The following is a 20577-nucleotide window of genomic DNA, read 5'->3' as shown; positions in this document are numbered from 1 at the left end:
CCGGGTGCGGTCGCGTAAGGGTTGCGTCAAGGACGTACCGGCGGCTGCACCCGGTGCCATATGTCGGCTTTGTTGGTCGTATGGTCATCGTCATGGGACGTGGCAAGCTTCGGATCTACCTGGGGGCGGCACCGGGCGTGGGCAAGACCTACGCCATGCTCTCCGAGGCGCACCGGCGTGCCGAGCGGGGCACGGACTGCGTGGTCGCCTTCGTGGAGCACCACGACCGGCCGCGTACCGAGGTGATGCTGCACGGCCTTCGGCAGATCCCGCGCCGGGAACTGGAGTACCGCGGCAGCGTCTTCACCGAGATGGACGTGGACGCGGTCCTGGCCCGCCGCCCCGAGGTGGCCCTCGTCGACGAGCTCGCCCACACCAACATCCCCGGTTCCCGCAACGCCAAGCGCTGGCAGGACGTGGAGGAGCTGCTGGCGGCCGGGATCGACGTCATATCGACCGTCAACATCCAGCATCTGGAGTCGCTGGGCGATGTCGTCGAGTCGATCACCGGCGTCCGCCAGCAGGAGACCGTGCCGGACGAGGTGGTGCGCCGCGCCGACCAGATCGAGCTGGTCGACATGTCACCGCAGGCGCTGCGCCGCCGTATGGCGCACGGCAACATCTACCAGCCCGACAAGGTCGACGCCGCGCTGTCGAACTACTTCCGGCCCGGCAACCTCACCGCGCTGCGCGAGCTGGCGCTGCTGTGGGTGGCCGACCGGGTCGACGAGTACCTGCGCGAGTACCGCGGCGAGCACCGGGTGTCGAAGATCTGGGGTTCGCGGGAGCGGATCGTGGTCGGGCTCACCGGCGGACCCGAGGGCCGCACCCTGATCCGGCGTGCCGCGCGGCTCGCCGAGAAGGGTGCCGGCGGCGAGGTGCTCGCCGTCTACATCGCCCGCAGCGACGGGCTGACCTCCGCCTCGCCCAAGGAACTCGCCGTCCAGCGCACCCTCGTCGAGGACCTCGGCGGCACCTTCCACCACGTCGTCGGCGACGACATACCGGCCGCGCTGCTGGCCTTCGCGCGCGGGGTGAACGCCACTCAGATCGTCCTCGGCTCCTCGCGCCGCAAGAGCTGGCAGTACGTCTTCGGACCGGGCGTCGGCACCACGGTCGCCCGCGATTCGGGACCCGACCTCGACGTGCACATCGTCACCCACGACGAGGTCGCCAAGGGGCGCGGGCTGCCGGTCGCCCGGGGCGCGCGGCTCGGCCGGCCGCGGATCGTGTGGGGCTGGCTGGCGGGCATCGGGGGTCCGGCGCTGCTCACCCTGCTGCTGACCAACGTCGACGCCGACCTCGGCCTCGCCAACGACATGCTGCTGTTCCTGACGCTGACGGTGGCCGCCGCCCTGCTCGGCGGACTGCTGCCGGCGCTGGCCTCGGCCGCGTTCGGGTCCCTGCTGCTGAACTGGTACTTCACCCCGCCGGTGCACCGGATCACCATCGCCGACCCCAAGAACGCCCTCGCCCTGGCGGTCTTCGTGGCCGTGGCGGTGTCGGTCGCCTCCGTCGTCGACCTGGCCGCCCGGCGCACCCAGCAGGCCGCCCGGCTGCGCGCCGAGTCGGAGATCCTGTCCTTCCTCGCAGGCAACGTGCTGCGCGGCGAGACGGGCCTGGAGGAGCTGCTGGAACGGGTCCGGGAGACCTTCGGCATGGAGTCCGCCGCGCTGCTGGAGCGGGCGAGCGACGTCGACCCGTGGACCTGCGCGGGCCGCGTGGGCCAGGGACCGCCGGTGGAGCGGCCGGAGGACGCGGATGTCGACATGCCGGTCGGCGACCACATGGCACTGGCGCTCACCGGCCGGGTGCTGCCCGCCGAGGACCGCCGGGTGCTGGCCGCATTCGCCGCCCAGGCCGCCGTCGTCCTCGACCGCCGGCGGCTCCAGGAGGAGGCCGACCAGGCCCGCACGCTGGCCGAGGGCAACCGGATCCGTACGGCGCTGCTGGCCGCCGTCAGCCATGACCTGCGTACCCCGCTCGCCGGCATCAAGGCGTCGGTGTCCTCGCTGCGGTCCGACGACGTGGCGTGGTCCGAGGAGGACCAGGCCGAGCTGCTGGAGGGCATCGAGGAGGGCGCCGACCGCCTGGACCACCTGGTCGGCAACCTGCTCGACATGTCCCGCCTGCAGACCGGCACGGTCACCCCGCTGATCCGCGAGATCGACCTCGACGAGGTGGTGCCGATGGCACTCGGCGGGGTGCCCGAGGACAGCGTGGAGCTGGACATCCCCGAGACCCTGCCGATGGTCGCCGTCGACCCCGGGCTGCTGGAGCGGTCCGTGGCCAACCTGGTCGAGAACGCCGTCAAGTACAGCCAGGACGGCAGTCCCGTTCTCGTGTCCGCCAGCGCCATCGCGGACCGGGTCGAGGTGCGGGTCGTCGACCGCGGCCCCGGCGTCCCCGACGAGGCGAAGGAACGCATCTTCGCGCCCTTCCAGCGCTACGGCGACGCCCCGCGCGGCGCCGGGGTCGGCCTCGGTCTCGCCGTCGCCCGCGGCTTCGCCGAGGCCATGGACGGCACCCTGCACGCGGAGGACACCCCCGGCGGCGGCCTCACCATGGTCCTCACCCTGCGCGGGACGGGGGCCCGCCCGCCGCAGCTGCTTCCCCTTGACCAACCGGAAAGGCAGGTTTCATGAGCCGGGTGCTCGTGGTCGACGACGAGCCGCAGATCGTTCGCGCCCTCGTGATCAACCTCAAGGCGCGCAAGTACGAGGTCGACGCGGCCCACGACGGTGCCACCGCCCTCCAGCTCGCCGCCGCCCGCCACCCCGACGTGGTGGTCCTCGACCTGGGCCTGCCCGACATGGACGGTGTCGAGGTCATCCGCGGACTGCGCGGCTGGACCCGGGTGCCGATCCTGGTGCTGTCCGCCCGGCACACCTCCGACGAGAAGGTCGAGGCGCTGGACGCGGGCGCCGACGACTACGTCACCAAGCCCTTCGGCATGGACGAGCTGCTGGCCCGGCTGCGGGCCGCCGTACGCCGCGCGGAGCCCGCCGGGGGCGGTGAGGAGGACGTCGTGGTGAACACCGGGGCCTTCACCGTCGACCTGGCCGCGAAGAAGGTCCGGCGCGACGGCGCCGACGTACGGCTGACGCCGACGGAGTGGCATCTGCTGGAGGTGCTGGTGCGCAACTCCGGGCGGCTGGTGAGCCAGAAGCAGTTGCTTCAGGAGGTGTGGGGGCCGTCGTACGGGACGGAGACGAACTACCTCCGGGTGTACATGGCCCAGTTGCGGCGGAAGCTGGAGGCGGATCCGTCGCATCCGAAGCACTTCATCACCGAGCCGGGGATGGGCTACCGCTTCGAACGCTGAAGGATGTGCTCGGCGAAGCGCTCCCCGATACGGCGGTGCGTGGCCGCGTCCGGGTGCAGCTCGTCCGGGAGCGGCAGTTCGGCGTGGTCGGTCTCGCCGTAGAGGTCGCGGCCGTCGAGGTAGTGCAGGTTCGGGTCGGCGGCCGTCCGCTGCTCCACGATCCGCGCCAACTCCTCACGGATCACCTTGAGGGTCAGCTTCCCGGCCGCTGCCTCGGCGGGATCCCCCGTGGCCCGGAACCGCAGTTTTCCGGCGCTGAGGGCGCTGAAGTCGAAGGCGCCCGGGCCCGGGGTGTCCTCGTGGATGGGGCACAGGATGGGGGAGACGACCAGCAGCGGGGTGTCGGGGTGGCCGTCGCGGACGGTGTCGAGGAAGCCGTGGACGGCGGGGGCGAAGGCCCGTAGCCGCATCAGGTCCAGGTTGACCAGGTTGATGCCGATCTTGAGGCTGATCAGGTCGGCGGGGGTGTCCCGGATCGCGCGGGCGACGAAGGGGTCGAGCAGGGCGCTTCCGGCCAGGCCCAGGTTGATCAGGTCGACACCGCCGAGGGAGGCGGCGAGGGCGGGCCAGGTGGCGGTGGGGCTCGCCGCGTCCGAGCCGTGGCTGATCGAACTGCCGTGGTGCAGCCAGACCTTGCGGCCCCGGTCCGGGACGGGCTCGACGGGGGCGTCGGTGCGCAGGGCGACGAGTTCGGTCGTCTCGTTGTGCGGCAGCCAGATCTCGACGTCCTTGATCCGGTCGGGCAGTCCGGTGAAACGCAGGGTGCCGACGGGGCCCGGGCGGTGCTCGGCGGTTCCGGTGGCCAGGTCGACGGTCAGGGTGTGGCCGCCGGTCACGACGGCCTGCTCGGTCAGCCGGCCGTCGACGAGGAGGTCGTACACCCCGTCGGGGCGGGGCGGAGCGCCGAGGTAGACCCGCTTGGTGGCCAGGGTGTCCAGCTCGACGGCGGTGGCCCGGGTGCGGAAGGCCAGTCGTACGCCGGAGGGCTGGGCCTCCGCCAGGGCGAGCTGGGGGTCGGCGCACTGGGCGCGGGCCCGGGCGGGCAGCCGGTGCGGCAGTACGCCGTGGGCGGTGTGCTCCAGGTCCAGGGCGCCGTGGATGAGGTCGGTGGTGAGGGGTGTGGTGTGCATGAGGTGGGTGCTTTCAGGGTGCGGGCCAGTTGCGCAGGGTGGCGTCGAGGGCGTCGAGGATCCGGGTCCAGGACTCGTCGCTGCCGGGGGAGCTGTGGGCGAACCCGCCCGCCAGCTCCAGGCTGACGTAGCCGTGGAAGACGCTGCCCAGCAGGCGGACGGCGTGGGTCTGGTCCGGTTCGGCCAGGTCGTAGCCGCGCAGGATCGCCCGGGTCATCCGGGCGTGCCGGACGCCGGCGCTCGCTGCCGCCGTCTCGGCATCGAGGCGGAACCGGGCGGCGTCGTAGCGGCCGGGGTGCTCGCGGGCGTAGTCGCGGTAGACGTCGGCGAAGGCGGTCAGGGCGTCCTTGCCGGCCCGTCCGGCCAGGGCGTCGGCGGCCCGGTCGGCGAGCTCCTCCAGGGCGAGCAGGGCGATGCGTGTCTTCAGGTCGTGGGAGCTCTTCAGATGCGAGTACAGGCTCGCGACCTTGACGTCGAAGCGGCGGGCGAGCGCCGAGACGGTCACGTTGTCGAAGCCGACCTCGTCGGCCAGCTCGGCCCCGGCGCGGGTGAGCCGCTCCGGGGTCAGTCCTGCGCGTGCCATGGAGCCCACCTCTCCTCTTGCCGTAATCGATTATGCGTTTGCCTAAAAGCTTTAGGCAAACGGGATCGGGGCGTCAGGTGGCTTCAGGGGCTCGCACTGCGGGTACGTACGTGTCGGTGCACCCCGGTACGCTTCAGACATGAGTTCTGTTCCTCGTTCCGAGAAGCCGGCGGGCCGGTTCCGGCGCATGCTCGACCGGCTCTCCTCGTCGCAGGAGGACCTGGAGTCCGAGGAATTGCGGGAGGACGCCGACACCGCCGGCTGTACGCGCATCGGTGACTGCCGGGACCGACAGATAGTCACCGTTACTGGTACCTTGCGCACGGTCACCCTGCGGCCGCGTGCGGGAGTACCCGCCCTGGAGGCCGAGCTGTTCGACGGCTCCGCCGCCCTGGACGTGGTGTGGCTCGGCAGACGCTCCATCGTGGGGATAGAACCGGGGCGCAAGCTGATCGCATCGGGCCGGATCTCGATGAGCCGGGGCCGCCGGGTGCTGTTCAATCCGAAGTACGAACTGAGACCCCTCGGACGGGAGTAGCCGGTGACGTCGCTCGACAAGCCGACCCAGGACGCCCAGCAGGATTCGCGGGCGGTGACGGAGGCCGCGCTCTTCGAGGCCTTCGGCGGCGTGCGGGGCATGGTCGAGACGGTGGCGCCGGGCCTGCTCTTCGTCACCATCTACACCATCAACAAGGACCTGCACCTCTCGGCGATCGCCGCCCTCGTGGTGTCCCTGCTGCTCGTCGGGGTCCGCCTGGCGATGAAGGACACCGTCAAGCACGCCTTCAGCGGTGTCTTCGGGGTCGCCTTCGGTGTCGTGTTCGCGATGATGACGGGCAACGCCAAGGACTTCTATCTGCCCGGCATGCTCTACACGCTGGGGCTGGGCCTTGCGTACATCATCACCACGCTGTGCGGGGTTCCGCTGATCGGTCTGATCCTCGGCCCGGTGTTCAAGGAGAACCTCTCCTGGCGCACACGCAACCCGGGCCGCAAGAAGGCGTACGCCAAGGCCAGTTACGCCTGGGGGGCCATCCTGCTCGCCAAGTGCGCGATCCTCTTCCCGCTGTACTGGTGGGCCGACACCGAGCAGCTCGGCTGGGTGCTGGTCTCCCTGAAGATCCCGCCGTTCCTGCTTGCAGTCTGGCTGACGTGGGTCTTCCTGGCGAAGGCGCCCGCGCCCATCGACGTGTTCGCGGAGATGGAGGCGGCGGAGAAGGCCGAGAAGGAGCGCGAGGCGGCTGCGCGGTCGGCCGAGTAGGTTCGCGACGTCGGGGTGGGCGTCGGGTTGTTTTCTCGCCCCCGCCGCCCCTCAAACGCCGGACGGGCTGAGTCGGGAAGGGCGCCCCGGGGATTCCCGGGGCGCCCTCCGTCGTCGTAGACCGCGTGGGCGGCTCAGCCCGTCGCGTCCTCCCGGCGTACCGAGAGCAGGTCCTCCAGCTGTTCCTCGCGGGCCTGGGCGGCCACGAAGAGGAGTTCGTCGCCTGCCTCCAGGGAGTCGTCCCGGGTCGGGGTCAGGACGCGGGTGCCGCGGATGATCGTGACCAGGGAGGTGTCCTGCGGCCACTCCACGTCGCCGACCTGGGTGCCGGCCAGCGCCGACTCCTCGGGCAGGGTCAGCTCGACGAGGTTGGCGTCGCCGTGGCTGAAGCGCAGCAGGCGGACCAGGTCGCCGACCGAGACAGCCTCTTCGACCAGGGCCGACATCAGGCGGGGCGTCGAGACGGCGACGTCGACGCCCCAGGACTCGTTGAAGAGCCATTCGTTCTTGGGGTTGTTGACGCGGGCGACGACGCGCGGGACGCCGTACTCCGTCTTCGCCAGCAGGGAGACGACCAGGTTCACCTTGTCGTCGCCGGTCGCGGCGATCACGACGTTGCAGCGCTGGAGCGCCGCCTCGTCCAGGGACGTGATCTCGCAGGCGTCGGCGAGCAGCCACTCCGCCTGCGGGACGCGCTCGACCGAGATGGCGGTCGGCGCCTTGTCGATGAGCAGGACCTCGTGGCCGTTCTCCAGCAGCTCGCCCGCGATCGAGCGGCCCACCGCACCGGCACCGGCAATGGCGACCCTCATCAGTGACCGCCCTCCTCTTCGGGACCCTTGGCGAACGCCGCCTCGACCTTGTCGACCTCGTCGGTGCGCATCATCACGTGCACCAGGTCGCCCTCCTGCAGCACCGTCTGCGAGCTGGGCAGGATGGCCTCGCCGAGGCGGGTCAGGAACGCCACGCGGACGCCCGTCTCCTCCTGCAGCCTGCTGATCTTGTGGCCCACCCAGGCCGTGGCGGTGTGCACCTCGGCGAGCTGCACACCGCCGGTGGGGTCGCGCCACAGCGGCTCGGCGCCCGAGGGGAGCAGCCGGCGCAGCATCTGGTCGGCCGTCCAGCGGACGGTCGCCACGGTCGGGATGCCCAGGCGCTGATAGACCTCGGCACGGCGGGGGTCGTAGATACGGGCCGCGACGTTCTCCACACCGAACATCTCGCGGGCCACGCGCGCGGAGATGATGTTGGAGTTGTCACCGCTGGAGACGGCGGCGAAGGCGCCGGCCTCCTCGATGCCCGCCTCACGCAGGGTGTCCTGGTCGAAGCCGACACCGGTGACCCGGCGGCCGCCGAAACCTGGGCCGAGGCGGCGGAAGGCGGTGGGGTCCTGATCGATCACAGCGACCGTGTGCCCCTGTTGCTCCAGGGTCTGGGCAAGAGCGGAACCCACTCTTCCGCAGCCCATGATGACGATGTGCACGACCGTCCTTCCGGTGTCAAGAGTCGTTGACTTGGCCTTAACAGGGTCTCAGACCGCCGCCCAAGCTACACACGCGCGGTAGGACGCGGGCACCCCTGTGCACGGTTGCCGTGCGGTTCGGGACGATCAGCGGCGGCTGATGCTCCGGACGCTGGCGAGCGCCAGGACGCCGAGAACGACCAGGGCGGCGGCCGCGCCGATGAGCTCCGCGGTGGTGTGCATGGAACCTCCCTGGGCGGCAACGGCCGCGCGACGCAAGGGAAAACGGGGTCGGCTTGTCATATAGACACGTCGATCCGGTCGGCGGTGGAACCCACAGCCGCACCGCACCCGGATTTCACTCGGAGAGCACAAGCGGCGCAGGAGACGTGCGGATCTCGGGTGGCGGGTGGGCGGTGTTCCGGCCAAGCGCTTACGATTCTCTGTCGTGTCCAAACTGACCGACGTGCCCAAACGGATTCTGATCGGGCGGGCGCTGCGCAGCGACCGGCTGGGCGAAACGCTCCTGCCGAAGCGCATCGCCCTCCCCGTCTTCGCCTCCGACCCGCTGTCCTCCGTGGCCTACGCACCCGGAGAGGTACTGCTGGTCCTGTCCATCGCGGGCGTGTCGGCGTATCACTTCAGCCCCTGGATCGCCGTGGCGGTCGTGGTTCTGATGTTCACGGTCGTCGCCTCCTACCGGCAGAACGTGCACGCGTACCCCAGCGGCGGCGGCGACTACGAGGTCGCGAACACCAACCTCGGCCCGAAGGCCGGTCTGACCGTGGCCAGCGCGCTGCTCGTGGACTACGTCCTCACGGTGGCCGTGTCCATCTCCTCCGGCGTGGAGAACCTCGGCTCGGCCGTCCCGTTCGTCGTCGAGAACAAGGTGCTGTGTGCCGTCGGCATCATCGTTCTGCTGACGCTGATGAACCTGCGCGGAGTGAAGGAGTCCGGCAGCCTCTTCGCGATCCCGACGTACGTCTTCGTCGCCGGCGTCTTCATCATGATCGCCTGGGGTGCCTTCCGCGGTCTGGTCCTCGACGAGACCATGGAGGCACCGACCGCCGACTTCCACATCGAGGCCGAGCACGAGGGTCTGGCCGGCTTCGCCCTGGTCTTCCTGCTGCTGCGCGCGTTCTCCTCCGGCTGTGCCGCGCTCACCGGCGTCGAGGCGATCAGCAACGGCGTCCCCGCCTTCCGCAAGCCCAAGTCGAAGAACGCGGCGACCACGCTCGCCCTCATGGGCGCGCTCGCGGTCACCATGTTCTGCGGCATCATCGGCCTCGCCATGGCCACCGACGTGCACATGGCGGAGAACCCGGCCAAGGACCTTGTGGAGAACGGCGTCCCGGTGGGCGCCGACTACGTCCAGGACCCGGTGATCTCGCAGGTCGCGGCCGCCGTCTTCGGTGACGGCACGTTCTTCTTCATCCTGCTCGCCGCCGCCACGGCCCTGGTCCTCTTCCTCGCCGCGAACACCGCCTACAACGGCTTCCCGCTGCTCGGCTCGATCCTCGCCCAGGACCGCTACCTGCCCCGCCAGCTGCACACCCGCGGCGACCGCCTCGCGTTCTCCAACGGCATCGTGCTCCTGGCCGGCGCGGCCGCCCTGCTGGTGTGGATCTACGGCGCCGACTCCACGCGGCTGATCCAGCTGTACATCGTCGGCGTGTTCGTCTCCTTCACGCTCAGCCAGACCGGCATGGTCCGCCACTGGAACCGCCATCTGCGCACCGAGAAGGACCAGGCCAAGCGCCGCCACATGATCCGCTCCCGCGCGATCAACACCTTCGGCGCCTTCTTCACCGGCCTGGTGCTCGTCGTCGTCCTCGTCACCAAGTTCTCGCACGGCGCCTGGGTCGCCCTGCTCGGCATGGTGATCTTCTACGCGACCATGACCGCGATCCGGAAGCACTACGACCGCGTCGCCGACGAGATCGCCGCCCCCGAGGGCCCGAGCGACGACAGCGTCCGCCCCTCCCGGGTGCACTCCGTGGTCCTGGTCTCCAAGATCCACCGCCCCACGCTGCGCGCCATCGCCTACGCCAAGCTGATGCGCACCGACACCCTGGAGGCGCTCAGCGTCAACGTCGACGCGGCCGAGACCAAGGCGCTCAAGGCCGAGTGGGAACGACGCGGCATCGACGTCCCCCTGAAGGTCCTCGACTCGCCCTACCGCGAGATCACCCGGCCGATCATCGAGTACGTCAAGAACCTGCGCCGGGAGTCCCCGCGCGACGCGGTGTCGGTGATCATCCCCGAGTACGTCGTCGGCCACTGGTACGAGCACCTGCTGCACAACCAGAGCGCCCTGCGCCTGAAGGGCCGACTGCTGTTCACGCCGGGCGTCATGGTCACCTCGGTGCCCTACCAGCTCCAGTCCTCCGAGGTCGCCAAGCGACGGGCCCGCAAGCGCCAGGAGTGGAACGCGCCGGGTTCGGTGCGGCGCGGACCCGCCGAGGAGCGGGCGAAGGAGGCGTCGAAGCAGTCGTAGACTGGTGGGCTGTTGTCCGGCCCATTCCCCTTACGCACCTGGAGTCACCCCGCCATGCAGGCAGAACCGAAGAAATCGCTGGTGGGGGAGGCCTACGAGGTCGAGGTCGGCCCCGTCGCCCACGGCGGCCACTGCATCGCCCGCACCGAGGCCGGGCAGGTGCTGTTCGTGCGGCACGCGCTGCCCGGCGAGCGTGTCGTCGCCCGGGTCACCGAGGGTGAGGAGGGCGCCCGCTTCCTGCGCGCCGACGCGGTCGAGGTGCTGGAGGCGTCCAAGGACCGCATCGAGGCGCCCTGCCCGTACGCCGGTCCGGGCCGCTGCGGCGGCTGCGACTGGCAGCACGCCAAGCCGGGCGCGCAGCGCCGGATGAAGGGCGAGGTCGTCGCCGAGCAGCTCAAGCGGCTGGCCGGGCTCACGCCCGAGGAGGCCGGCTGGGACGGCACGGTGATGCCCGCCGAGGGCGACAAGCTGCCCGCCGGGCAGGTGCCCCAGTGGCGCACGCGCGTGCAGTACGCGGTGGACCCCACGACCGGCCGGGCCGGGCTGCGCCGCCACCGTTCGCACGAGGTCGAGCCGATCGAGCACTGCATGATCGCCGCGGAGGGCGTGAGCGAGCTCGGCATCGAGCGGCGCGAGTGGCCGGGCATGGCGTCGATCGAGGCGATCGCGGCGACCGGTTCGCAGGACCGCCAGGTCATCCTGACCCCGCGCCCAGGCGCCCGCCTCCCGATCGTCGAACTCGACAAGCCGGTCTCCGTGATGCGGGTCGAGGAGAAGGACGGCGGCGTCCACCGCGTCCACGGCCGCCCCTTCGTCCGCGAGCGCGCGGACGGCCGTACCCATCGCGTCGGCAGCGGCGGCTTCTGGCAGGTCCACCCGAAGGCCGCCGACACCCTGGTGACGGCCGTGATGCAGGGCCTGTTGCCCCGCAAGGGCGAGATGGCGCTGGACCTCTACTGCGGCGTGGGCCTCTTCGCCGGCGCCCTCGCCGACCGCCTCGGCGACCAGGGCGCGGTCCTCGGCATCGAGTCCGGCAAGCGCGCGGTGGAGGACGCCCGGCACAACCTCGCGGACTTCGACCGCGTCCGCATCGAGCAGGGCAAGGTCGAGTCGGTGCTGCCCCGCACGGGCATCACGGAGGTCGACCTCATCGTCCTGGATCCGCCCCGCGCGGGCGCGGGCCGCGGAACGGTCGCACACCTGGCGTCGCTGGGGGCGCGCCGGATCGCGTACGTGGCGTGCGATCCGGCGGCGCTGGCCCGGGACCTGGGGTACTTCCGGGAAGGGGGGTATCGGGTGCGGACGTTGCGGGTGTTCGATCTGTTTCCGATGACGCACCACGTCGAGTGCGTGGCGATTCTGGAGCCCGCCGAGAAGGGTCACTGACCTGCGGTTACCGCGAAGCGGGACAAGCTGACCGGCTCCGCAGCCGAATCCGGGGCAGCTGCGTGAGCGGTGCGCTGATCCTGGACAGCGAGGGCCTGGCGAAAGCGGTCCAGCGGGATCGGGACGTCCACGAGTGGCTCACGGCGGCCCGCGATGCCGATCTTCCGGTGATCACCTCGGCGGCTGCCCTGGTCGAGGTGGTCCACCCGAAGATCAATGACGCTGCCCTCAAGTGGACCCTGTCCCGCCTCCGAGTCGAGCCGGTCACGCAAGCGATCGCCCAGTCGGCTGCCACGCTGCTTCGGGCCGCGGGCCTCCATGGTCACAAGTACGCCATCGACGCCATGCTGTGTGCGACGGCCCTCTCTCACCCTGGACGGGTGACGATCCTGACGCCCGCTGTGGAGGACATCGGGATGCTCACGGTCGCACACCCTCGCGTGATCGCCGAGAAGGTCTGACCTTCGCACCTGGCCCGGCGCCTTGTGACGTGCTCCCGATGACTCGTCATGTGGAGTGCGTGGTCACCCAGTGGTGTCGTCGCGGACGAAGACGGGCTTGAGGTGCTTCTCGGGCAGGGCGTCGGGGAGTTGTTCCCAGTCGAGGACGTGGGAGACGACGCGTTCGGGGGTGACGGTGCCGGAGGCGGCGAGTTCGAGGGCGTCGGGGATGTGGGCGCGGACGTTGTCGCGGGCGATGCGCAGGGTGACGCCGGTGAGGTACATGTCGAGCAGGGGCAGTTCGCCGGGGCGGAAGTGGTTGCCCGCTGATTCGCAGATGCCCTCCGGGGCCAGGGACTTGACGGCGAGGGCGAGCTGGTCGACGCGGCCCGTGGCCTCGACGGCCAGGTCGAAGCCGTGGCGGATCGGCTCGATCGACTCCGCGGTGCGGGCGCCGAAGCTCTCGGCGAGTGCGCGGTGTTCGGGGTCGGGGTCGACGTAGAGGACGTCGGAGGCGCCGAGCGCGCGGGCGATGTCGCACACGTAGAGGCCGATGCTGCCCCGGGCGACGACCAGTACCCGGGCGCCGGGGCGGGCCCTGAGGTGGGGTGCGACCAGGCGCCAGGACAGGGACCAGTTGTCGCTCGCCGAGGCCATGGCCACCGGGTCGAGGCCGGCGGGCAGGGGTACGAGCATGGCGTCGGCGTACGGGACGCGGACCAGGTCGGAGAAGAGGCCGCCCCAACTGCCGCCGATCGGTGCGCCGTACATGGCCATGTGCGGTACGGCCGTGCAGTGGGCGGTCAGGCCGGTGCGGCAGTGGTCGCAGGTGCCGCAGCTGATGGACCAGGGGACGACGACCAGGTCGCCGGGGGTGACCGTGGTCACCGCGGCCCCGACGTCCGTCACGCGGGCGACGCACTCGTGGCCGAGGGTGAACGGCGGGTCGATGAAGCCGTGTCCTGCCAGGATCGCCGAGTCCACGTCGCACGGCGTTGCGGCGACCGGTGCGACGATCGCCTCCCCGTCGGACCGGAGCTTCGGGTCGGGGGCTTCGCGCCACTCGACCGTGCGGCGGCCCACGTACGTCAGCTCACGCATCGGCCTGCCCCTTGCCCTGCTGCGCCAGAGCGACGAGATCGGCGTAGCGGATGACGGAGCCGCCCGCACCCCAGGTGCCGTCCGGCTGCTCGTGGACCAGCACCCAGACCCGTAGCGCGTCGTCCGGAGCCAGGCCGGCGGCGGACAGGACCGTCTTCGTCGCGTCCTCCACCAGGCCTGCCTTGCGTCGCTCCGACAGCGCCCCCTGCGGCACCGTCACCTCCACCAGGAAGCGGGGCGCGTCGTCCTCGGCGGTGGTCTGGGCGCCCTCGGGCAGTTCGACGAGGTAGCTCCATGCCTGGGCGCGGAAGAAGGCGGTGTCGGGCGCGCCCTCCCAGCGGAGCAGTACGGAGGCGAGGTCACGCTGAACGGTGGTGCGGGCCTCCTCGGTGAGAGCGCCTGAGGGAACGGTCAACCGGATCATGGGCATGGTGGCTCCTATGACGAGTGTTATAGACCTCGGTCACGGTAGACTATGACGGTCGTTATAGCCAGAGGGGAGAACGCGGGTGGCCAAGAGCAGTACGCCGTCGCGCGAGCGGATCGTGGCCGGTGCCGCTGACATGATCAGCCGGCGCGGGCTGAGCGCCACGAGCATCCGGGAGATGGCCAAGCACGCCAGGGCGCCGCTCGGTTCGACGTACCACTACTTCCCCGAGGGCAAGCAGCAACTGGCCGCGGAAGCCATCCGGTTCACCGGTGAATGGGTCGTCGGCAGTCTGCGCAAGGAGCTTGAGGCGGGCCCGGCGGACGGGCTGCGGGCGTTCCTCGATCTGTGGCGCAAGGTCGTCGTCGACAGCGACTTCCATGCCGGCTGCCCCGTCCTCGCCGTGGCCATCGAGGAGCCCCAGGGCGGCGAGATCCCGCCCGCGCTGACGGCCGCGGCCGAGGTCTTCGAACGGTGGGAGACCCTGCTGGCCGACTCGCTGCGGGCGCACGGTGTCGAAGCCGAGCGGGCCGAGCAGCTCGCCACGCTCATCGTCGCCGCTGTCGAGGGCACGGTCGCCATGTGCCGCGCCAAACGCAGCACCGAGCCGCTCGACCGTACCGCCGAGCAGCTTCAGGCCCTCATCGCCGCCGCGACCGCGAACTGATCCTCGCCCGGGCGCACGGTAATGATCGTCACGCCCCGGCGGTGCCGGTGGCCGGGGCTCCTCGCCGGTGCGAGCATGGGAGCGCGAGAGGAGCACCACCGTGGCCGACCCGACGCAGGCCCCTCAGGACAGCGGCGCCGGCGGGGAACCACTCAAGCCGGTGGATGTGGCGTTCGCGCGCAGGATCCGCAGGGACTTCCAGCGCATCCAGATGGAGCACGAGTTCGCCGTCGACGAAGTGCTGACCAAGGTGTCGATCCTGCGCAAGGAGTTCCTGCACCTGCACCGGTACAACCCGATCGAGCACGTGGCCTCCCGGGTCAAGTCCCCCGAGAGCATCCTGCACAAGGTCGCGCGCCTCGGCATCGCCCCGACGCCGGAGGCGATCCGGGCGGGCATCCATGACATCGCCGGCGTGCGCATCACGTGCAGTTTCATCGCCGACACCTACCGGGTCCTCGACGCGCTCACCTCCCAGACCGACGTACGGGTGCTCCGGGTCAAGGACTACATCGCCCACCCCAAGCCCAACGGCTACAAGAGCCTGCACGCGCTGATCGAGATCCCGGTGTTCCTCAGCACCGGCCCGCTCCCCGTGACCGTCGAGGTGCAGGTCCGGACGATCGCCATGGACTTCTGGGCCAGCCTGGAACACAAGATCTACTACAAGTACGACGGCCATGTGCCCGCCGGTCTGGTGGCCAGTCTGACCGAGGCCGCGAGGGTTGCCGAGCAGCTCGACCGGCGGATGGAAGAGCTTCACGCCGAGGTGCGCGGCGGCGGGTGGGAGCGCGCCGAGGACACCGCGCAGGACGTGGAGGAGCAGATGCTGATGCGGCTGTGGCGCAGCGTTTGCGCGGAGGGTGAGGGCGGCGACGGTGGCGGCGACAGCGGCTCCCGGAGATCGACGGACTGAGCGCCGCGTTTCGTGACGGGCGAGGGCGCCGCCGTCACCGCAGCCGGTCGGTGGACCCACCTGGACGGACCGGCCCCGGGACGTGGGCGCAGGCCTCAGGCGTGCGGCGCCGGGTGGAACGTGCTGCCGTGGGCGGGCAGGGCGATCAGGTCGCCGTAGCGGGCGAGTTGGCCTGAACAACTGACCTGTCCGAAAGGTCGGTTGGGCCGTCCAGGTCGCTGAGCCGAGGCAGGAGAACCCGGAACGTGGCCCCCAGTCCCCGGGCGGAGTCGACCTCGATGTGTCCCGCGTGCGCGGTGACCAGGGCCTGCACGATCGCCAGGCCCAGTCCGGCTCCTCCGGTGGCTCGGTTGCGCGAGCCGTCCGCGCGGTAGAAGCGCTCGAAGATGCGGCCGCACTGCTCCGGAGCAAGCCCCGGTCCCCGGTCGGCGACCTCCAGGACGGCATGCTCGCCGATGGTGCCGACGCCGATACGAAGGGGCGTCCCCGAGGGGGTGTGGGTGACCGCGTTGCCGACCAGGTTGGTGACCACCTGGCGCAGTCTGGCCTCGTCCGCGAGCGTCGGGGCGGAGGCCGGATCTCCCTGCCCGGCCGGTCCGGTGAGCGTGACGGGGCGAGAGGGATCCAACGCCCGCACGTCATGCAGCGCATCGGCGGCGAGGGTCCGCAGGTCGGTCGGGGCGAGGTCGAGACTCGACGCGGCGTCCGCGGTGGATCCTTCCGCGCCCTTTGCCTCGCGCTCGTCGAGGCGGGCAAGCAGCAGCATGTCGTTGACCAGCCGTGTGAGGCGGTCGGACTCGCGGGCGATGCGCTCCATCGTGGCGTCGATGTCGGCACGTTCCGCGAGGGCGCCCATGCGGTGCAGATCGGCCAGTCCCTTGATGCCGGCCAGCGGAGTGCGCAGTTCGTGACTGGCGTCGGCGACGAACCGGCTCATCCGCGCCTCGGACTCGGCCCGTGCCGCGAAGGCGGCCTCCAGCTGGCCGAACATGCCGTTCAGCGCGGTGGAGAGCCGCCCCAACTCGGTGTTCGGACCGGCCAGTTCCGGCACTCTGCGAGACAGATCACCGCCGGAGATCTCAGCAGCGGTCTCCTCGATCCGGGACAGCGGCTTGAGCCCGGAGCGGACCGCGAACCAGCCCGCCACCGCCAGGACCGCGAGCAGACCGAGTCCCGTGCTCCGGTAGTTGCGGCTGACGGTGTCGTCCACCTGCGTCATGGGCGTCGACACGATCACGCTGCCGGAATCCGCCCCGGCCGCACCGACTCGACCGGCCCGCGAAACAGCCAGCACCCGCCACCGCGTATCGCCCTCCGTGCCGGCGACGGTGAACGGACGCCCTTCGAGGGCCGCCACCGCGGCCGAGTCCAGGCGAGGAAGGGACGGGCTGCGCGCATCGCTCGTCCGGCCCGCCGCGGCCAGCGAGTCGATACTGCTCTCCACCGTGCCGTCCTCGGCGACGTATGTAATGACCGGGCTGCCGAGGACATCCGTGCTGAAGCTCGCGAGGCCCGACGGCGGCCGCCGCTCGGCCCCGGTCTGGGCCACCGTGGCCGGAAGCAGCGAGAACACCTGGGCGGTGGCGCGCAGTTGAGCGTCCACCCGGTCTTCCATGTACCCCCGCAGGGAGTTCCCGGTGACCAGGCTGAAGGCCGTGAACCCGACGGTCAGCAGGGCCACGGACAGCAGCAGCACCCGGCTGCGCAGCGACGCCCGCGACCACAGGACCCCGATGCGGGTCCCGGTCACGACTTGGGTCCGCGCAGGACGTAACCCACACCGTGCACGGTGTGGATGAGCTTGGGGCCGCCGTTGTCGATCTTGCGGCGCAGATAGCTGATGTAGGTGTCGACGATGTTGGTGTCGCCGTTGAAGTCGTAGTCCCACACCCGCCCGAGGATCTGCGCCTTGGACACGGTGCGCCCGGCGTTGACCATCAGGTAGTGCAGCAGCCGGAACTCCGTGGGCGACAGACGCAGCGGCTGCCCCGCGCGGGTCGCCTGGATGGCGTCGGGGTCGAGTTCCAGGTCGGCCGCGCGGATCAGCGCGGTGGGATCGCCGCTGGTGCGGCGCATCACGGCACGAATGCGGGCGATCAGCTCTTCGAGGTCGAACGGCTTGGTGACGTAGTCGTCGCCGCCGAGCACCAGGCCCTCGATCTTGTCCTGGGTGGCGTCGCGGGCCGTGAGGAACACCACGGGTATGTGCCCGGCACGGGAGTCCGCGGCGGGCCGGTGCTGCTCACGCAGGAGGCGGATCACCTCGAAGCCGGTGAGGTCCGGCAGCATCACGTCCAGCAGAACGAGGTCGGGCGAGACCTCCGCCGCCCGGTGCAGAGCCTCCTGCCCGGTGGCGGCCGCGGCGACCGTGAAGCCGGCATGCCGCAGCGCCGCGCACAGCAGCTCCCGTACGGTCGGCTCGTCGTCCACGACCAGCAGGTTCACGCCTGAGGTGGTCTCGGCTCCGACGGCGTCCGCCGCATCGGCCGTACGGGAGACGGGGCGTTCGATCGATGACACAGGGGGCCTCCTGGCAACCGGGAATCGGCACCCGGACCAGCCGTACAGAGGGGAACGGTGGACGGCACGCCGCCCACGGAGGCCCGGGAAGCCGCTGGGCAGGATACGAAAGCAAGCTGTGAGTCCCGGGCCGTGATCGTCACCGTGATCCGCGCCCGCCGGGCAGCCGGGACAGCGCGCTGCCGGCGAATCCCGCGAGGCCTCCGACGAGCAGACCGCACCCGACCGTACGCAGCACACTGCCGCTGAGCTCGGCCTGCGTGCCGCCCATCGCGCTGCCGAACATGCTGATCCCGAAGTTCCCTGATGCCCCGGCCAGTTGGACAACGCCGCCCAGGACCACGGCGGCGGCCAGGGCACACCGCTCGGCCATCCCCAGGTGGTGGGCCAGTGGACCGGAGTAGGGGTGCAGCGGGCGCATCCGCCCCGCGTCGGTCGTGCGGGACACCCGGTAGGCACAGCCGAGCAGGATGATGCCGGTCACCGCGAGGGCCACGACCCACAAAGGCCATCCGCCGGCCGACAGGGACCCCAGGTGCTCGGTGCGGTCGGTCTGCCGGCCGCCACCCAGGCCGGACGTGCCCTCCCTGCCGCCCATCCGCCCCATCAGCCCGGCCAGCGGATTGCTGCCGTCGCCCTGCACCGGATGCATGTCGAACACCCAGCCGGACCCGGCACCGAGCGACAGGGCGACGGCCAGCGCATTCGGGGCGGCCAGCAACGCGCCACCGGCCAGCATCCCGGCCCGATCGCCCACCGCTGAGCCGACGATCACCAGGGGCACCAGCACCACACAGGCCAGGACGATCAGGGTGCGGACCACGGCCGACAGGATCGGCGCCCAAGTCGTGCGCAGCCGGTCCAGCGCACCGCCGAGCGGCAACCGGGCCCGGCGACTGATCAGACAGCCCACACCAAGGACGACGGCCACCCACACCACCGCGCCCAAACCCGCTGCCGCTACGCCCACTTGAAAGGTCATCGACGACATGGCGGCCATCCCGCCACCACCGCCGCCAAGGAGCTCACCGAGGCCACCGCCGCCGCCCATGAGCTCGCCCATGCCGCCGTCGGCCGCTCCGCCCTCCGGGACCCCCATCGCGTCCATCGCGGACTCCGGCACGGTGACCGAGCCCTTTCCCAGCGCCGCGACGACCATCAGCGCCACCAGCGCCGTGCCCCCCGCCCCGGCCGCGCGTACGCCCAGCTCACCCGCGGTGAACCTACGCTGCTGCTCCGACCGCAGCCGCCAGGAGAAGACGACCCACAACACGACCGCACCGACCAGCGTCACACCGAGCGGCGCCACATCGGCCGCACCGCTCATGGACGGCCCCATGCCGCCCTCACCGCCGAACAGCGAGGCCAGGCCTCCCATCGACCCCGTGTCGCCCGACGCATCCGACCCCGCGGTCACCGAACCACCGACCGCCATCGCGGTCACCGCCATGGTCAGCGACCACAGCGACCCGACCGACCCGGCGTCCAGCAGAACCAGCCCCAGCGCGGACACCGACGCCATGGCGACGACTGCGCACAGGGCGGCCCCCGCCCCTTCCAAAGCGTGCTGCCACGGATCGAGCAACAGCACCGGCGCGGGCCGGCGTTGAGGCTGCCTTCCGGCACCGGATCGTGGACCGGACCCTGGCCGGGGCTGAAGGCGGGGCGCAGTGGCAGCCATGGGGAGTTCTCTCCGCTTCGCTCGCGGTTGAGCACGCGGCGCCGTCCGGGGGAATTGACGACGCCGCGTGCTGGGGGGAACTCGCACAGACTCGCGGTCCCGGCTGCCATGTTCCGGAGAGGTTCTGGGAGAGTCCTGAGAGCCGTCGACCGCACGCCGCAGGTCGCGGGGGCGTGGACCGCCACAACCTGGGCCGGTCTCTCAGGAAACTCCCAGGACTGCTGCCGTGTTGCCGTGCGGGCCGCACCACGGGAGCCGGGCCCCTCGCTCAGCCCAGACCGATCGGATTCTCCGAAGCCACATGCGTCAGCTTCTCGGGGTTGCGCACGTAGTACAGGCCCGCGATGCGGGCGTCCTCGACGTGGAGGGCCAGGACGCCGTCGAGTTCGCCGTCCAGGTGGACGAGCAGGGCCGGGCTGCCGTTGACGACGGTGGGGGTGACGGTGATCGGGCGGTCGAGTTTGCCGAGGCCGCCGAGCATGAAGCGGGTCACCTTGTCGGCGCCGGCGATCGGGCGGGGGGAGGCCTGTTTGACGCCGCCGCCGTCGCTCACCAGGACGACCTCCGGGGCGAGTACGTCGAGGAGGCCCTGCGGGTCGCCCGTCTCGATCGCCTGCCGGAACGACTCCAGGGCCGCCCGTGTGGTGCTGAGGGAGACCGACTGGCGGGGGCGGCGGGCGTCGACGTGCTTGCGGGCGCGGTGGGCGATCTGGCGGACGGCCGCGGGGCTCTTGTCGACCGCGGCGGCGATGTCCTCGTAGTCGATGTCGAAGACCTCACGCAGGACGAAGACGGCGCGCTCGGTCGGTGACAGGGTTTCCAGGACCAGCATCAGCGCCATCGACATGCTCTCGGCGAGTTCGACGTCCTCGGCCACGTCGGGGGTGGTGAGCAGCGGCTCGGGGAGCCAGGGGCCCACGTACGACTCCTTGCGGCGCGCCATGGCGCGCAGGCGGTTGAGTGACTGGCGGGTGGTGATCCGGACCAGGTACGCGCGCTGGTCGCGCACCTGGGCCAGGTCGACCCCGACCCAGCGCAGCCAGGTCTCCTGCAGGACGTCCTCGGCGTCGGCGGCCGAGCCGAGCATCTCGTAGGCGACGGTGAAGAGCAGGTTGCGATGGGCGACGAAGGTCGCGGTCGCCGGGTCGGTGGTGCGGTCGCTCATGTCGGCGCCCCTCGTA

At 71.1% G+C, this 20577-nt stretch carries 19 protein-coding genes; 9 read left to right on the top strand and 10 right to left on the bottom strand.

The genetic code is table 11. The features are described from left to right. Window positions 1–92: 92 nt before the first annotated feature. Window positions 93–2645, top strand: coding sequence for a sensor histidine kinase KdpD (locus AB0Q90_RS40005; protein ID WP_363164983.1), 2553 nt, complete (start codon window positions 93–95; stop codon window positions 2643–2645). After that, on the top strand, window positions 2642–3325 hold the full coding sequence (locus AB0Q90_RS40000; RefSeq protein WP_363164982.1) for a response regulator: 684 nt from the start codon (window positions 2642–2644) through the stop codon (window positions 3323–3325). Before AB0Q90_RS40005 ends, AB0Q90_RS40000 begins: the two co-directional genes overlap by 4 nt. Here the strand turns inward: AB0Q90_RS40000 and AB0Q90_RS39995 are convergent. Together AB0Q90_RS39995 and AB0Q90_RS39990 are read right to left on the bottom strand one after the other, a co-directional pair. Then, entirely contained in the window at window positions 3307–4455 is a 1149-nt protein-coding gene (locus tag AB0Q90_RS39995) for a GDSL-type esterase/lipase family protein (protein ID WP_363164981.1), read from the bottom strand. The genes AB0Q90_RS40000 and AB0Q90_RS39995 overlap by 19 nt on opposite strands. Before the next feature lie 13 nt (window positions 4456–4468). Beyond that, window positions 4469–5038 (bottom strand): WHG domain-containing protein, encoded by a 570-nt coding sequence (locus AB0Q90_RS39990; RefSeq protein WP_363164980.1) that lies wholly within the window; start codon window positions 5036–5038, stop codon window positions 4469–4471. Window positions 5039–5177: 139 nt separating this feature from the next. Between AB0Q90_RS39990 and AB0Q90_RS39985 the strand changes: the two genes are divergently transcribed. Both AB0Q90_RS39985 and AB0Q90_RS39980 read left to right on the top strand, forming a co-directional pair. Further along, window positions 5178–5576, top strand: coding sequence for an OB-fold nucleic acid binding domain-containing protein (locus AB0Q90_RS39985; RefSeq protein ID WP_363164979.1), 399 nt, complete (start codon window positions 5178–5180; stop codon window positions 5574–5576). 3 nt (window positions 5577–5579) lie between these two features. After that, window positions 5580–6299, top strand: coding sequence for a DUF3159 domain-containing protein (locus tag AB0Q90_RS39980; protein ID WP_363164978.1), 720 nt, complete (start codon window positions 5580–5582; stop codon window positions 6297–6299). A 134-nt stretch (window positions 6300–6433) separates the two neighbouring features. Here the strand turns inward: AB0Q90_RS39980 and AB0Q90_RS39975 are convergent, their stop codons facing one another. Beyond that, entirely contained in the window at window positions 6434–7111 is a 678-nt protein-coding gene (locus tag AB0Q90_RS39975; RefSeq protein ID WP_363164977.1) for a TrkA family potassium uptake protein, read from the bottom strand. Then, entirely contained in the window at window positions 7111–7782 is a 672-nt protein-coding gene (locus tag AB0Q90_RS39970; RefSeq protein WP_363164976.1) for a TrkA family potassium uptake protein, read from the bottom strand. Before AB0Q90_RS39970 ends, AB0Q90_RS39975 begins: the two co-directional genes overlap by 1 nt. Before the next feature lie 427 nt (window positions 7783–8209). On the opposite strand from AB0Q90_RS39970, the gene AB0Q90_RS39965 reads away from it, so the two are divergent. From AB0Q90_RS39965 to AB0Q90_RS39955, 3 genes are all read left to right on the top strand, one after another. Continuing rightward, a complete protein-coding gene (locus AB0Q90_RS39965; RefSeq protein ID WP_363164975.1) occupies window positions 8210–10258 on the top strand; it encodes an APC family permease in 2049 nt (682 codons plus the stop codon). Window positions 10259–10312: 54 nt separating this feature from the next. After that, window positions 10313–11644: a TRAM domain-containing protein gene (locus AB0Q90_RS39960; protein ID WP_363164974.1), complete on the top strand. Its 1332-nt coding sequence runs from the start codon at window positions 10313–10315 to the stop codon at window positions 11642–11644. 62 nt (window positions 11645–11706) lie between these two features. After that, window positions 11707–12105 carry a PIN domain-containing protein gene (locus AB0Q90_RS39955; protein ID WP_363164973.1) on the top strand — a complete coding sequence of 133 codons (399 nt, stop codon included), beginning with the start codon at window positions 11707–11709 and terminating at the stop codon, window positions 12103–12105. Window positions 12106–12168: 63 nt separating this feature from the next. Here AB0Q90_RS39955 and AB0Q90_RS39950 read toward each other — a convergent pair whose 3' ends face one another. Beyond that, window positions 12169–13185: an alcohol dehydrogenase catalytic domain-containing protein gene (locus AB0Q90_RS39950; RefSeq protein WP_363164972.1), complete on the bottom strand. Its 1017-nt coding sequence runs from the start codon at window positions 13183–13185 to the stop codon at window positions 12169–12171. Then, window positions 13178–13615: a tautomerase family protein gene (locus AB0Q90_RS39945; RefSeq protein WP_363164971.1), complete on the bottom strand. Its 438-nt coding sequence runs from the start codon at window positions 13613–13615 to the stop codon at window positions 13178–13180. The genes AB0Q90_RS39950 and AB0Q90_RS39945 overlap by 8 nt, the downstream gene beginning before the upstream one ends. A 79-nt stretch (window positions 13616–13694) precedes the next feature. Here AB0Q90_RS39945 and AB0Q90_RS39940 point away from each other — a divergent pair, with 79 nt between their 5' ends. Both AB0Q90_RS39940 and AB0Q90_RS39935 read left to right on the top strand, forming a co-directional pair. Beyond that, window positions 13695–14279 carry a TetR/AcrR family transcriptional regulator gene (locus tag AB0Q90_RS39940; protein ID WP_363164970.1) on the top strand — a complete coding sequence of 195 codons (585 nt, stop codon included), beginning with the start codon at window positions 13695–13697 and terminating at the stop codon, window positions 14277–14279. A gap of 100 nt (window positions 14280–14379) precedes the next feature. Next, window positions 14380–15195 carry a GTP pyrophosphokinase family protein gene (locus AB0Q90_RS39935; RefSeq protein WP_363164969.1) on the top strand — a complete coding sequence of 272 codons (816 nt, stop codon included), beginning with the start codon at window positions 14380–14382 and terminating at the stop codon, window positions 15193–15195. Between the two features lie 145 nt (window positions 15196–15340). On the opposite strand, the gene AB0Q90_RS39930 is transcribed toward AB0Q90_RS39935, so the two are convergent. From AB0Q90_RS39930 to AB0Q90_RS39915, 4 genes are all read right to left on the bottom strand, one after another. Beyond that, window positions 15341–16945: a HAMP domain-containing sensor histidine kinase gene (locus AB0Q90_RS39930; RefSeq protein ID WP_363164968.1), complete on the bottom strand. Its 1605-nt coding sequence runs from the start codon at window positions 16943–16945 to the stop codon at window positions 15341–15343. After that, window positions 16942–17640: a response regulator transcription factor gene (locus AB0Q90_RS39925; protein ID WP_363165029.1), complete on the bottom strand. Its 699-nt coding sequence runs from the start codon at window positions 17638–17640 to the stop codon at window positions 16942–16944. The genes AB0Q90_RS39930 and AB0Q90_RS39925 overlap by 4 nt, the downstream gene beginning before the upstream one ends. 214 nt (window positions 17641–17854) lie before the next feature. Further along, on the bottom strand, window positions 17855–19306 hold the full coding sequence (locus AB0Q90_RS39920) for a streptophobe family protein (RefSeq protein ID WP_363164967.1): 1452 nt from the start codon (window positions 19304–19306) through the stop codon (window positions 17855–17857). A 358-nt stretch (window positions 19307–19664) separates the two neighbouring features. Beyond that, window positions 19665–20561: an RNA polymerase sigma-70 factor gene (locus tag AB0Q90_RS39915; protein ID WP_363164966.1), complete on the bottom strand. Its 897-nt coding sequence runs from the start codon at window positions 20559–20561 to the stop codon at window positions 19665–19667. Window positions 20562–20577 lie beyond the last annotated feature (16 nt).

This window comes from Streptomyces sp. NPDC079141 (assembly GCF_040686775.1).
Lineage (GTDB): Bacteria > Actinomycetota > Actinomycetes > Streptomycetales > Streptomycetaceae > Streptomyces.
Note: the sequence above shows the minus strand (reverse complement) of the source record. Positions and strands in the feature narration are given on the sequence as shown.

Excerpts from the sequence above, each read along its gene's own strand:
- AB0Q90_RS40005 (WP_363164983.1), top strand. The coding sequence starts at position 93 with ATGGGACGTGGCAAGCTTCGGATCTACCTGGGGGCGGCACCGGGCGTG.
- AB0Q90_RS40000 (WP_363164982.1), top strand. The coding sequence starts at position 2,642 with ATGAGCCGGGTGCTCGTGGTCGACGACGAGCCGCAGATCGTTCGCGCC.
- AB0Q90_RS39995 (WP_363164981.1), bottom strand. The coding sequence starts at position 4,455 with ATGCACACCACACCCCTCACCACCGACCTCATCCACGGCGCCCTGGAC.
- AB0Q90_RS39990 (WP_363164980.1), bottom strand. The coding sequence starts at position 5,038 with ATGGCACGCGCAGGACTGACCCCGGAGCGGCTCACCCGCGCCGGGGCC.
- AB0Q90_RS39985 (WP_363164979.1), top strand. The coding sequence starts at position 5,178 with ATGAGTTCTGTTCCTCGTTCCGAGAAGCCGGCGGGCCGGTTCCGGCGC.
- AB0Q90_RS39975 (WP_363164977.1), bottom strand. The coding sequence starts at position 7,111 with ATGAGGGTCGCCATTGCCGGTGCCGGTGCGGTGGGCCGCTCGATCGCG.
- AB0Q90_RS39960 (WP_363164974.1), top strand. The coding sequence starts at position 10,313 with ATGCAGGCAGAACCGAAGAAATCGCTGGTGGGGGAGGCCTACGAGGTC.
- AB0Q90_RS39950 (WP_363164972.1), bottom strand. The coding sequence starts at position 13,185 with ATGCGTGAGCTGACGTACGTGGGCCGCCGCACGGTCGAGTGGCGCGAA.
- AB0Q90_RS39945 (WP_363164971.1), bottom strand. The coding sequence starts at position 13,615 with ATGCCCATGATCCGGTTGACCGTTCCCTCAGGCGCTCTCACCGAGGAG.
- AB0Q90_RS39915 (WP_363164966.1), bottom strand. The coding sequence starts at position 20,561 with ATGAGCGACCGCACCACCGACCCGGCGACCGCGACCTTCGTCGCCCAT.